Origin of the sequence: Microcoleus sp. D2_18a_B4 (assembly GCF_036702475.1) — a bacterium.
GTDB lineage: Bacteria > Cyanobacteriota > Cyanobacteriia > Cyanobacteriales > Microcoleaceae > Microcoleus.
The window spans coordinates 1-13134 of record NZ_JAUBTL010000104.1 but is presented as its reverse complement, the minus strand read 5'-3'; the positions used below and the strand labels follow the sequence as shown (position 1 = coordinate 13134).

Annotated in this window: 8 protein-coding genes and 1 pseudogene; 6 read left to right on the top strand and 3 right to left on the bottom strand. The window is 45.9% G+C overall.

Translation table 11 applies throughout. The features are described from left to right. Positions 1-420: 420 nt before the first annotated feature. On the bottom strand, positions 421-2208 hold the full coding sequence (locus tag QUB04_RS31535) for an efflux RND transporter periplasmic adaptor subunit (RefSeq protein WP_333290609.1): 1788 nt from the start codon (positions 2206-2208) through the stop codon (positions 421-423). 305 nt (positions 2209-2513) lie between these two features. On the opposite strand from QUB04_RS31535, the gene QUB04_RS31530 reads away from it, so the two are divergent. From QUB04_RS31530 to QUB04_RS31520, 3 genes are all read left to right on the top strand, one after another. Further along, entirely contained in the window at positions 2514-3776 is a 1263-nt protein-coding gene (locus QUB04_RS31530) for an RNA-guided endonuclease TnpB family protein (protein WP_333290608.1), read from the top strand. 226 nt (positions 3777-4002) lie between these two features. Beyond that, positions 4003-5136 carry an AI-2E family transporter gene (locus QUB04_RS31525; RefSeq protein WP_333290607.1) on the top strand — a complete coding sequence of 378 codons (1134 nt, stop codon included), beginning with the start codon at positions 4003-4005 and terminating at the stop codon, positions 5134-5136. Positions 5137-5235: 99 nt separating this feature from the next. Then, positions 5236-6303, top strand: a complete 1068-nt coding sequence (locus tag QUB04_RS31520) for an ABC transporter permease (RefSeq protein WP_333290606.1) — start codon at positions 5236-5238, stop codon at positions 6301-6303. 285 nt (positions 6304-6588) lie between these two features. Here the strand turns inward: QUB04_RS31520 and QUB04_RS31515 are convergent. Continuing rightward, positions 6589-6774, bottom strand: a pseudogene (locus QUB04_RS31515) (ATP-binding protein); the annotation flags it as partial. Positions 6775-6853: 79 nt separating this feature from the next. Here QUB04_RS31515 and QUB04_RS31510 point away from each other — a divergent pair. Further along, complete coding sequence (locus QUB04_RS31510) at positions 6854-8188, top strand: tetratricopeptide repeat protein (RefSeq protein ID WP_333290604.1); 1335 nt, start codon at positions 6854-6856, stop codon at positions 8186-8188. A gap of 160 nt (positions 8189-8348) precedes the next feature. Here QUB04_RS31510 and QUB04_RS31505 read toward each other — a convergent pair whose 3' ends face one another. After that, complete coding sequence (locus QUB04_RS31505) at positions 8349-11762, bottom strand: PAS domain S-box protein (protein ID WP_333290603.1); 3414 nt, start codon at positions 11760-11762, stop codon at positions 8349-8351. Between the two features lie 99 nt (positions 11763-11861). Here QUB04_RS31505 and QUB04_RS31500 point away from each other — a divergent pair, with 99 nt between their 5' ends. Both QUB04_RS31500 and QUB04_RS31495 read left to right on the top strand, forming a co-directional pair. Continuing rightward, positions 11862-12200 carry a hypothetical protein gene (locus tag QUB04_RS31500; protein WP_333290602.1) on the top strand — a complete coding sequence of 113 codons (339 nt, stop codon included), beginning with the start codon at positions 11862-11864 and terminating at the stop codon, positions 12198-12200. 345 nt (positions 12201-12545) lie between these two features. Further along, on the top strand, positions 12546-12890 hold the full coding sequence (locus QUB04_RS31495; protein WP_333290601.1) for a hypothetical protein: 345 nt from the start codon (positions 12546-12548) through the stop codon (positions 12888-12890). Positions 12891-13134: the final 244 nt, after the last annotated feature.

The following is a 13134-nucleotide window of genomic DNA, read 5'->3' as shown; positions in this document are numbered from 1 at the left end:
GCCCCCATATCCGCTACACAAGTAGTTACTTTTGTCAACTTTCTTGTTAAGAAAGATGTTTATAAAGCATAGCTTAAGAAGGGGGACTTTGAGAAGAATCTTGTCCCCCCCTTAGTAGGGGCGGTGCGACCCCTACTCCCCGTGCCCGCCCTTGGCTAGGGGGGATCAGATTCTACGGGGCCTCATAAAAAATGAGTATGAGCTAAGATCCTAAATGAGTTCTATAGCCACGATTGGTTATCAGTAGATCCACTATCAGGGGGTGATTAACCTCAATATCATCGCTTTAATTATGCAATGCCCGTAGACCTGCGTAATCGAAATATTGGCAGTGGTTATCTGCGTTCATCGGCGTTTATCTGCCTTCATCTGCGGTAAAAAAAAGGCAATAATCTTTACATAACCCTAACTCTAAATAACCTATTTACCCACCTTAACCCGATCGCCATCCTTAAGAAAACCAGCCCCAGCAACAACCACGCGATCGCCCGCCTTCAAACCCTTTTTAACCACCACCTTAGCAGCAGTCAAATCGCCCACTGCACCCCCCGAAATTTCCCCGACTTCCACCGGTTGAGCCTGCACCTTGTCCTGGCCGACAAGTTTGTAAACAATAGAACTGCCGTCAGATTGCGGCACAATAGCTTTAGCGGGCACTTTCAAACCTTGAGCCGTTGCCGTCGCAATGGATGCGCGCAAAAACATTCCCGATCGCAAAAACTCGCTTGCCGGCAAATCAATCTTCACCGTAGCTTGCCGATTTTGCGGGTCAACTACCGGCGAAATCTCTCGCACAGTTCCTGACAACTTAATCCGCTTGTCAGAATCCGAAGTAATTTGCACTGCTGTGCCCGGCCGCACTTGCGAAATCTGAGTTTCCGGCACTTTCAATTGCAGTTCCAGCTTGTTTCCGCGAATAATCGAAAATAGTTTTTGACTTCCCGAAGAAACATCGCCAACGCGACCAATTCTTTCAGCCACAGTGCCACTATCCGGCGCTCGAACAATAGTTTGTTCTAGTTGAGTTTGTAACTGTTTGACTTGTGCATCATTGCTGCGGACACTTGCTGCGTTATTTCCGACATTTGCTCTGGCACTGCTGACACTCGCTCCGGCCGTATTCACTTTAGCACGAGCGCTGGCGAGGGCAGCTCTAGCCGTACTGATATTAGCTTCAGCAGTAGCTACTTTAGCAATAGAAGATTGCACTTCTTCCGCTGCTTTATTCTGTTCTTCCAAAGCTGTATTCAAGTCAGCTTTAGCTTTGTTCAAGTCTTGAACAGCAGTCTGCCGTTCCGTCTTTCGCCTTTCCAAATCTTGCTGACTTATTACTCCCTGACTCGCCAAATCTTGGGTGCGATTTACTTCTCTTTGAGCTTGATCTAATTTAGCCTGGGCGGAGGCAATGCCGGCTTTAGCTTGAGTGACACCGGCTTTAGCTTGTTCCACACCTGCCCTTGCCTGCCCGACGCCTGTTCTGGCTTGCGCTGCGTCAGCGATGGCTTTTTCAACGCCAGCTTGGGCTTGAGCCACGCCGGCTTGGGCTTCTTGTTGGGCTGACTCGGCTTGCTGTACCTGAGCTTCGGCTTGTTCTACCGTAGAATTGGCCGATTGTACTCCCGCAAGCGCTTCGGCAATTTGCGATCGTAGCACCGAATCGTCCAAAACCGCCATCGTCTGACCTTTTTCTACCACCTCCCCTTCTTTCACCAACACCTGCTTGATTTGCAAACCGTTGGCTTGTGGTAGCACCGGCAGCAAGTCATAGGCTGCCACTGTGCCCGTCGCTTCCAAAGTTTCACCCACCTCGGCAGATTCCACAGGCGCCACTGTCACAGTTTGAGCCGTCGCCTGCTGAGTTGCCGATGGAATTGGAACTGCAGCAGGTGAACTCTGCTTGGCCCCCGTCAAGTTTACTGCTAGCAACGTTGCAGCAACACCAATCCCTGCGCCCGCCAACAAGGCAGGCCACCTGATTTCTTTGCGGGGCCCAACTTCAGTTGTTTCTGGTTCCCAAACTTGTTCCGCCTCGATTTCTGGAGCTTCCAGCGCAACTTCTCGTTCATCATCCTCACCGGAGAATTGCCAGCGAGAGTTGTCTGAGACTTCACTTTCAGTTACATCCACTGCTGATTTCCTGTCGCGCCCGCTCTCCACGGGGGGAAGGGGTTGCTTTTCTTCGGCTTCTGAAAAAACTTGATTAGTCACGGTAGTTCCTCTCGCCAGTATGAGCCTGTGCTTTTGTATATTGTAAAGAAAGATTACGATAATATTTAGTTCATTGTAGCGGAGGGCCTCTGGAGTAGCGCTTCCTCCTTTTGGGTGAGTGTGGCGCCGTTTCACCCTACAATGGCGAGTTTGATTAACTTTGATGGAAGTTTGCTCGATCGAGATTAAATTTGATCTGCCTGCGGGGCTAAGAGCTGTATCGTAATTTATAGACAAATCTAGACAAAAGTCCTCAATCGTCCATAATCAGTAATAGCAAAGCAAATACATCGGAGGTCGAAACGATGCTTATTTCATTCAAAACGGCATTAGTCCTAAATAACAAACAGGTAACAGCGTTTCGTAAGCATTGCGGCGTTGCTCGTCATGCCTACAATTGGGGTAATGCAGTAATTCGGGAGATTCTCGAACTCAGAGAAACCGATAAATCGATTAAAGTGCCTAGCTCGATTGACTTACATAAACGTCTAGTTGCTGAGGTTAAGCCTGAGAATCCCTGGTATTATCAAGTTTCCAAGGCATCGCCTCAGCAAGCCTTAGCAGAGTTGCGTACAGCCTGGGATAGATGCTTCAAGAAAGTGTCTAAACAACCTCGCTATAAGAAGAAAGGACGTTCACACGATTCTTTTTATTTAGAGCAAGGAACCAAAGCTAAACCAGGAATTCGTAATGATGGCAAGCGACTCAAGCTTCCTAAAATCGGTTGGGTGAGATTGACAGAGGCGTTGCCTGTAAATTCAGTTCATAACTGTGTGATTAGTCGCACAGGTGATAGTTGGTTTATTGCCATCAAGTATGAAATCGAAAAGCCTGTAGTGGCTACAAATCGACCTACGATAGGTGTTGATATCGGTATCAAAGAATTGGCTGTAACCAGTGATGGCAAGGTGTTTTCAAATCCCAAAGCTTACCGAAGAATGAGCAAGAAAATGAAGCGTCTACAGCGTTCTGTCAGTCGCAAGGTCAAAGGCTCTAAAAATCGGTGGTCGGCGATTCGATTACTAGCAAGACATCATGCAGCCGTTGCCAATATTCGCAAGGACGCGATTCATAAGCTCACGAATCATCTCGCTAAAAACCACAGCGTTGTGAAGATTGAAGACTTGAGTGTCAAAGCTTTCTTGAAAAATCATAAGTTGGCAGGCGCTATTGCAGATTGTGGAATGTACGAATTCAAGCGTCAACTAGAGTACAAGACTGAGAAGTTTTCTAGCCAGTTAATTCTAGTTGATCGTTTCTTTCCTAGCTCTCAAATCTGCTCCGGTTGCCATGTGCATCGTCACAAAATGCCACTTAAAAACCGCGTCTATCATTGTCCTGAGTGCGGACACACTGAAGACAGAGATTTGAACGCGGCTAAAAATATCGAACGATGGTTTGAAGGAATTTATATTCCGATTAGTTCGGATCAAACGGTAAGTTCTACCGAGATTGCTTGTGGAGCAGACAAACCTCTTAAGAGTCATCTTGAGACTGCCTTGAAACAGGAAGTAAGCACCGAAACCACCAATGTCCAGTTAAGTCTCGACTTAGGTAGTTTTGGGTAGGTCTTATAGAACGGCATACTGAATATTAGCGCAATGGGCGATCGTCGGGGCGATCGCGAGCGCATTGTCTGTCCCCGAGCGGTTTTGCTGTCACCAACTCATCAATGCTGAGAAAATGCAGTCTAATCTTGAACTGATTATTGCTAATCTATACTCTAATGTGTTTGTCGTAGAACTCGACAAATCGGCTCAGTAAGTTGTACCAGTTTAATTGACAAAAATCACAATGAATAGTCTCTTTTCTCCCCTCCAACAGTTTCTAATTACTTGGCTGCTAGTGCTAGTGACGGGATGGTTTACCCTGACTGCTGTCAGTTATGTTGGGGAACTGGTCAGCATTTTAGTAACAGCGGGACTGATTGCATTTTTATTAAATTATGCAGTAAAAAGACTGGAAGTATTTTTGCCACGGGGAGTGGCGGCGGGGCTGGTTTATTTAACTGCGGGTGTGATATTAGTAGTAATCGGTTTAACTATTGTGCCGCCGGTGTTCAACCAAGCCAGCCAGTTGGGCGTGAGGTTCCCGGAATTGCTGGAGTCGGGGCGGCAGCAGCTAGGTGAATTTCAAGCCTGGAGTGCGGAGCGCAATTTACCGTTTGACGTGCAAATATTGGAGCAGCAACTGTCAGCGAGAGTCCAGGGACAAGTCCAGGCGATCGCCGGTACGGGTTTAGGCTTAGTTGTAGGTACTGTTAATTGGTTTGTGGACTTAATTTTTATTGTGGTGATTTCCTTTTATATGCTCCTCGACGGGAAAAGAGTGTGGCAGGGTTTGACCAGCATTTTTTCCCCAGAAATTCGCTATGTTTTAACAGAGACTTTGCAGCGAAACCTCCAGCGGTTTGTATCGGGACAGTTATTGCTGGGACTATTGATGGCCATCTCGTTGACTCTGGCTTTTTGGTGGCTGCGAGTTCCGTTTTTTCTGTTGTTTGCGGTATTTATAGGATTGACGGAAATAATTCCGTTTATTGGAGCAACTTTGGGAATTGGCACTGTTAGTATAATTGTAGCGTTTATTGATTGGTGGCTGGCGCTGCAAGTGTTGGTAGTGGCGATCGGTCTCCAGCAAATCAAGGATAATTTAGTAGCTCCCCGAATCATGGGCAATCTCACCGGATTGAGCCCGGTAATTATTTTCACAGCTTTGCTGTTAGGAGGTAGAGTAGGAGGATTGTTGGGAGTTATCCTGGCAATTCCGCTCACTGGGGTTGTAAAAAGTATAGTAGAAATTGTACTCAATCCCAAATTGCCACCCCAAACAGGCTCGTTTTTCTACAATCCTTTTAGCGGCGAAGAATTGGGTAAAATACCAGAAGATGAAACTAGAATAATCTTGGTTGCAGATGAACAAAAGTAGCAGGTGTACACTGTGCATTTTACTTTTGCGTAAGTCCTGTAGTTAGTCAACAGTCAACAGTCAACAGTCAACAGTCAACAATTCCCAATTTCAAAACTTATGAAATGGTGGCAAAATCTTAGAAACAATCCTCTAGCTCGGTTGGGAGCCGTGCTGCTGTTAATTTTTTATACAGTCGCACTTTTTGCAGAATTTGTTGCACCTTACGATCCCTATGACTCTCAATTAAACGGTTCATTATTGCCGCCGACTCAGATTTATTTAAGCACCCCAGATGGGCGATTTATCGGGCCCCACGTTTATCCGACTACTCAGGGCCCGGTGGATGCAAATACCGGCGCTCGTGAGGTAATTGTAGACTGGCAAAAACCCTCGGTTCTAGGTTTGTTTGTCAAAGGTTCTCCCTATAAGTTTTTAGGAGTTTTGCCATTAGAGAGGCACTTGTTTGGTACTACAGGAGAAGGCCAAATTAACCTTTTAGGGACGGACGAACAAGCTCGCGATCAATTCAGTCGCTTAGTACACGGCAGCAGAATTAGCCTCAGCATCGGTTTAGTAGGAATAGCAATTTCTTTCCCCTTGGGATTGTTTATCGGAGGAATATCGGGTTATTTCGGCAGTTGGATTGACAGTATATTAATGCGTTTCGCCGAAGTATTGATGACGATTCCCGGTCTTTATTTATTAGTAGCGCTAGCAGCAGTGTTGCCGCCGGGATTGACAAGTGCTCAGCGATTTATATTGATTGTGCTGATTACTTCATTTATCAATTGGGCGGGTTTGGCGCGGGTAATTCGCGGTCAGGTACTGTCAATTAAACAACGAGAATTCGTGCAAGCGGCGCGGGCAATGGGGGCCAATCCAATTTATATTATTGTCCGCCACGTTTTGCCACAAACTGCAACTTATGTAATTATTTCTGCTACTTTGGCGGTTCCAGGTTTTATTGTGGCGGAGTCGGTTTTGAGTTTAATTGGCTTGGGAATTCAACAGCCCGATCCTTCTTGGGGAAATTTGCTATCCCTGTCTACTAATGCTTCAATTTTAGTGTTGCAGCCTTGGTTGGTTTGGCCGCCGGCGATACTGATTATTTTGACTGTTTTGGCGTTTAATTTATTGGGGGATGGGTTGCGGGATGCTCTCGATCCGAGAAGCATTCAAAGGTAATTGGGACTGGGTAATTGGTAAGTGGGAATCGGTAATGGGGAATGGGTAATGGGGAATTAAAATATTTCTAGGGGCGGGTTCACCCAAATTTATATCATCAATTCCCCGAACTAAAAAACCCGCCCCCACCCATCGCAGATACTCAAAAACTTGTTCCGCAATCAGGCTTAATTGGTTTGGTGGGGGCGGGTTTATGAATATTTTGGATGTGAACCAAAGATTGTTGATGAACCCGCCCCTACGAGATTTGGTAATACAAGGATAGCTCAAAAATACCAAGATTAGTTAAGGATTAACAGGTAAGCAAATGGTAAAAGTAGAACCCACCCCCTCCTGACTTTTTACGGAAATATTGCCACCCATCATTAGGCAAAAAGGCTGGCTAATGGCTAGTCCCAAAGCGGTGCCACCGTACTTGCGCGTGGTGGAAGCGTCTGCTTGGGTAAAGGGTTGGAAAATGTGCTGCAACTGTGGGCTACAATTATCTTAAAGTATATACCTGCAATTTGCGCTAAACTTTTTTCAGTAATCTAATTATTCAAGTCCGATCGTGAAATTAGAACTTGCCTTAGCTCAATATACTGATGCTCTCACTAAACTAAAATTGGCAAAGTCTGAACCCTCAGAAATAGAAATTCTCCATATTTTAGTTGCTCGCGATGCCATCAAAGAAGCACTCAGCGAGAAAACCCAGCTTTCTGTGGAAAGTTTGGCTAAACTACTCGAATTGGACAACTTCCTGAAACAACAAGCCCATGCGATCGCCAGAGGAGCAAAATTAGCAGAATGGCGAGCTACATTTCACCCCTCCCCAGAAGCTTGGTGGTGGTTTCTCGAACCGACTTCCGACGAGGAAGTTTCCCCCTCAACTCGCTTAGATTGGTTGTTCAACGGGCTGACAATCGCGGGATTGACGGCGGTAGGGGCCTATATGACAACCTTCATTCAACTCTTTTCCACGGGAGGATTCGGTATTGCTGAAACCTTTGGCCTGCTGGGACAAGGAGGGTTACTTCTCACGCTAATCCGCACCTTGCAGAACACAGGACAAGATAAGATTAAAAACATTCTCACAAAACTCAATATTTCTCCCCAGTTTCACAGTCAAGCAACATTAGGAATAACCGCAATGTTATTGTTGGCTTCTGTGGGAGTCAATAACTCTTTGCCTGAGATTGGGAAATGGAACTATCGAGAAGGAGAAAAACTCTACGATAAAGGTTTACTGGTAAAAGCCAAAGAGAAATACGAGCAAGCGGCCAAAATAGCTCCCGAGGATTCTGACATTCTAATTGCCTTGGGAGAAATATACGAATCTTTGGGAGACCTAGAGCAAGCTAAAAAGCAGTATCAAAGAGTTGTAGAGCGAGGAGATGCCAGCGCCTTTAATAATTTAGGTCGCGTTTATATTAGTGACAAAAAAAAACTGATTGACGCTGAAGCTTTACTGCGAATTGGATTAAAAGAGTTTCCTAATGGAGCTAGAAAAAAAGATGATCGACTCAACTATGAACTGCATCTAAACTTGGGCTGGGTACTGCTCGAACAAGGACTTTACGAGGAGGCTGAAAAAGAACTCCGACTAGCAGTTTCTCTCGACGAAAAAATTCCAGAAACACAGCTCGGCGGAGGCATGGCTTATTGCTTACTCCCAGAGGCTTCTATGAAAGGGAGAAAACCTCAAAGAGAAGGAAAACCGCCAGCGGACAATGAAAAAGAGAAAGAAGAGGAAAAGGAATGGGAAAAAAAGTGTAAGATCAGCGCTCGTCCCGAAACCATCGATCAGTATAAATGGTTTATTGAGAAGGGAAAACGAGAGCTCGCTGAAAAAATACAGACGAGTGGGGTGGTGAATACAGAATCTCAGCCAAGTACACAGCCGTGATGAGTAAGATAAAAGTAAGAAATAAAAAATAAAAAGAATGTTCTTTTTACTTTTAGTTTCCCTACTTGGTTTGTATTCCCCTTTTTTTAGGGAAACTTCTTTTGTAAGGTGCGCCAGCATTCTTTTTTCCTGAAATTGAATGCTGCGTGTGCCATCCACCCTAATTTTGCAGATTAACTGGCAACCAGATCGTAAAAGTAGAACCAACACCATCCTGACTTTTTACGGAAATATTGCCGCCCATCATTAGGCAAAAACGCTGGCTGATTGCTAGTCCCAAACCGGTGCCGCCGTACTTGCGCGTGGTGGAAGCGTCTGCTTGGGTAAAGGGTTGGAAAATGTGCTGCAACTGGTCGGGAGTCATCCCAATTCCTGTATCTGTACAATTAACAACTAAAAATTCTTTACTAGCAATTGAAGATTCTGAATTTGCCGCAGGTTCAGAAGTGTTTTCTTGTTTTGTTTCGCTGCTGTCGCCCGCGATTTGTTCTCGGCTGGCTGTGAGGGTAATTGTACCGTTTTGAGTGAATTTGGCGGCATTGCTCAGCAAATTTAATAAAATCTGCTGCACTTTAGTAATGTCACCGTGCATGGTGCCGATATTGCTAATTTTGTGCAACTTGAGAATGTTGCCGTTTTTCTCTATTAGCGGCGCGGCGGTGGATGCTACTTCTTCAATCAAGGCGGCGATGTCGAAGGTTTCTAAGTAAAGATCCATGCGGCCGGCTTCGATTTTAGAAATGTCGAGAATGTCGTTAATTAGCGATAGCAAGTGTCTGCCGGAAGAGCGGATTTTGTCTAAATCTGGGATAAGTTCATCGTAGCCCAATTCTGCGGTTTCTTCTTGGAGCATTTCGCTGTAGCCGATGATGGCATTCAGAGGTGTTCGCAGTTCGTGGCTCATGTTTGCCAAAAATGCGCTTTTTGCGGTGGAAGCGGCTTCGGCTGCTTCTAGGGCGAGTTGCAAGGCGGATTCAAAGACTTTTCGATCGCTAATATCCTCGACGCTGCCTTCATAGTAGAGTACCTCGCCGTCGCCGTCGCACACTGCACGCGCGCTTTCGGAAATCCAAATTACCTTGCCGTCAGCGCGGTAAACTTGGGACTCAAACCCCGAAACTTCTCCGCATTCTTCCATCACCCGCATAAACTTGTCGCCCTGCTGAGGATTGACGTAAGCTTGCTGCCTGATGTTTGTGAGATTTGATGTCAATTCTTCGGGAGTGGCGTAGCCATAGATGCGGGCTAAAGCTGGATTTACGCTCAAGAAGTGGCCTTCGGGGGTTGTTTGAAAAATGCCTTCGACGGCATTTTCAAAGATGCTGCGGTATTTTTGTTCTGCTTGACGCAAAGCGCTTTGTGTACGATCGCGCTCGCTGGCTTCGATCGCCAATGATACCAAATCTGCGAGGGAAGCAGCAAAATTTTGTTCTTCTAATGTCCAGTTACGAGGAGTTCCTACTTGTTCGATACAGATGACTCCGACTGTTTGTCCTCCCAGCCGCACCGGCGCATCTAAGGTTGATGTAGTACCCACTTGTGCAAAGTAAGATTCGGCAAATTCTCTGGTTCTAATATCTGAGAGAGCGTCATCGGCTGCGATCGTCCGGTGTTCTTCCAAAGCTTTAAAATAAGCTGGATAGTCTGCTGCTGTCAGTTCGGCACCTTGGGAATGTTGCTGGTTGCTGCTGCTAAATTGGTCGAGACATTCCAGTTTCGATCGGCTTTCATCGTACAACCACGCGCCGGCTTTTTCTGTCTGTAGCGTATGAGCTGCTGCTTCGGTGATTTGCCTCAAAGCTACTTGCAAATCGCCTCGATACAGCGCTTTATTTCTTGCCAATTCTACCAAAACCGTATTTTGTTTGAGCAATTGTTTTTGCCTTTGGCGTCGCGCCGATTCGGCTCGCTTCTGTTCGGTAATGTCGCGGGCTACCACAATGACGGATTCTTCTGAAAGCGGTGAAATGCTGGCGGCAAAACAAACTTCGCGGTCGTCAATGGTTAAATTGTACTCGATACTGACAGTTTGCCGAGTATCTAAAGCTGCTCGGAGGTGGTTGAGAAAATTGTCGGCTCTAGCTTGCGGAAACACCTCTGTGAGTGTTTTGCCCACTAATTCTTCGATTGGTTTGTAGAGCAGAGAAAGATTTGTGGGGGCGATTTTTAAATAGCGACCGCTGCCGTCGAGAACTATAATTAATTCGTTCATAGCTGCAAACAAAGCCCGCAATTCTGCTTCTGCGGCTTCGAGTTCGGCAGTCCGCTCTGCTACTCGCTGTTCTAAACTAGAGTTGGTTTGTTCTAGGGCAACAAAAGACGATCGCAATTGTCTGGCCATTTGGTTGAAAGACTGAGCTAGGAGACCGATCTCTTTGACGCCTTTGACTTCGACTTCGCCGTCTAATTCCGAGGATGTGAAGTCGGATGATGCCGACATTTTTGTTAAAGCTTTGGAAGCTTCCAGCAATCGGGTAATCGGTTTGACAACCCAGCCAGAGGTGAAAATTCCGAGTCCGATCGCCACTACGAACGCAAAAAAGCACAATAAGATAGTTGTGCGAGTGTTGGCGTTAATTTGCTCCATAAAGTCTGCTTCCGGGATTGCGATTACAATCAGCCAATCGAGGCCACGTCCGTCTTGCAGGGGAGCAACGGTAATGAATTGACGTTTGCCGTCTATCTCGAAGGTAAACTGTCCTTGGCTGTTAATTTGTTCAAAACTACCAAATCGTTGTTGCAAGTATGTGGAAGCCGATCGAATTAGCAAATTTTTGCTCTGTGTCGCCAACAGCCGTTTTTGTCCGTCTTTGTCGGTGACAAAGGGCAATTCGTCTGTGGAACTGGCGACTATTTCTCCGCTGCGTTCGATCGCAAAAACTTGTCCCGACGGGCTAATTTTGATGCTTTTGAGAAAATCGCTGATTTGAGAAAGAGTCAGGTCAATGGCCAGTACCCCCCGCAGGTTTCCCGTTTGGCTGTAGATGGGCATCACCGGCGTAATCCCCAGCACTGGCGAGGCTGCGAAGGGGTAGATGGGAGACCAAGTGGCTTTTCCTGCCTGTTTAGCAGCTTTATACCACGGTCTAGTACGGGGGTCATAGGGGACGGTTTGGATTAGCTCAGTGCGATTTCCTTGGCTGTCGAGGCGATAAATTTCGCGGTTTGGAGCGGTTGATTCGTCTCTGATGTATACTAAGTCTTCTGCTTCTCGCTTGAGCAAGAGGAATTTTCCCTGTTCGTCGCCGTAGTAGATGGTTGTATTTCGATCGCTCAGCTTGGTCTGGTTCCACAAATAGCGCTCTAAGTTGGGGAAGTCTTCCGGGTCTAAGTTTCCAGAGGCGATCGCAGCAGTATTCATTTGCAGGAACAGATGAGACACATCCCCAAAACTGCGGAAATTTTCTTTAGTTCTGGCTGCGACTTCCAAGCTTAACCTCGTAGCAAGGTCATTGACGGCTTTCTGGCCGTTGCGAAACGACAGCCATCCAGTCACACCGACTGCTACGGAGATTTGCACCACCAGCGGTATCAACAAAACAAGGCTCAGTGACATCTTGGGCGAGCTTTTCATCACACAACTGCTCAGACTTTTCAATAACATTAATATTGTGACACCTACCAGGTTTGCGTATCATTTGCCGCTTAAAAGGGCCCCTCGATATAAGTTACAATGTTGTACACAAATAGTGAAGTGCAGTGGCTGGCCACTCAAAACGGGGCTGAGGTTTCCACCGCTACGGTAAAAAATTGTAATATTAATCATGCCACTACTTGCCTGAATGTGGCGATCGGGAGCATCTCAATGAAAGCAGCAAAGCTCGAAATTGGAATTAGGAGTCAGGAGTCAGGAGTCAGGAGGAAAGAAGAAGAAGGAAGAAGGAAGGAGGAAGAAGGAAGGAGCCATAATAAGTGTTTTTACAAATATGAGATGCTCCCGTGGCGATCGCTCTGGGGACTCGTGGCCAAAAATTCACACCAGGTTATAAAAAATGCAACTGTAGGCCGATGATCCCAACCCTGCTTGTCATCAGTCATTCCCAATTATTCAATTCTTTAATCTAAAATTTTTAATCTAAAATGGGTTCACTTTCTCCGGGTGCGGATTGCCTCTCTTACGCCTGGTTAATAAAAAATTGATGGGATCTTTTTATACCGTGCGATGAGAAATGTAAATTCTGCGACAATCGGCTGTTAAAAAATTTGCTATTAATAAGAAGATAAGCCGCCAAAATCCCGAACGAGTACAAAGAGGATAATTGAAGCATCTGCATTTCATCAATGGCAGCAAAGTAAAGCGTTTTTAGCTTTTTTGGTCGCTCGATCTTTTGGCAAAATAATACTTCTGGAGGATGACATGAACTATACATTTGAAATCCTGGGCGTATCTCCAACTTTAACATTTTTTAACCAGCAGCAGGAATTGCTGAAACAACAGCAGCAGTCGGGTGTAGAATACTTGGGAAACTGGAAGTGTACTCTCGATGCGTTTGTGGCATCCGTGGAGACAGTTTCTCCTTACCGCGGCTGGGATGTCGATCGAGTTGTAGACACCGTGATTAGTTTCTGGATGAACAACTCCGATAGCATCCAGTATTGGAGACACAGGCTGGAGGATGCCGGCAGCGAAAACTTGTTAGTAGCCAGAGTAGGCGATATCAAGTCTTTGCAAGCCGCCTTTGAATCGCTGCTGGGCGAATAGGAAAATCGCCAATTGCGAAAAAGTCGATCGACTTTTTCGCAAAAATCAACTCAACTGTCTATTATTCATTCCCCATTCCCCTGATTCGCGACACAGAAGTCGCAGATATAAAATATCTGTTTCTTCCATCCTCCATCATCCACCTGCCATCTGCCTTGAACATCTGCCTAATGACTAATGACTAATGACTAATGACTAATGACTAATGACTAATGACTAATGACTAATGACTAATGACTAATGA

What these genes read in the sequence shown, in the direction of transcription:
- QUB04_RS31505 (WP_333290603.1), bottom strand. Translation starts at nt 11,762, where the DNA reads ATGAAAAGCTCGCCCAAGATGTCACTGAGCCTTGTTTTGTTGATACCG.
- QUB04_RS31520 (WP_333290606.1), top strand. Translation starts at nt 5,236, where the DNA reads ATGAAATGGTGGCAAAATCTTAGAAACAATCCTCTAGCTCGGTTGGGA.
- QUB04_RS31500 (WP_333290602.1), top strand. Translation starts at nt 11,862, where the DNA reads ATGTTGTACACAAATAGTGAAGTGCAGTGGCTGGCCACTCAAAACGGG.
- QUB04_RS31495 (WP_333290601.1), top strand. Translation starts at nt 12,546, where the DNA reads ATGAACTATACATTTGAAATCCTGGGCGTATCTCCAACTTTAACATTT.
- QUB04_RS31525 (WP_333290607.1), top strand. Translation starts at nt 4,003, where the DNA reads ATGAATAGTCTCTTTTCTCCCCTCCAACAGTTTCTAATTACTTGGCTG.
- QUB04_RS31530 (WP_333290608.1), top strand. Translation starts at nt 2,514, where the DNA reads ATGCTTATTTCATTCAAAACGGCATTAGTCCTAAATAACAAACAGGTA.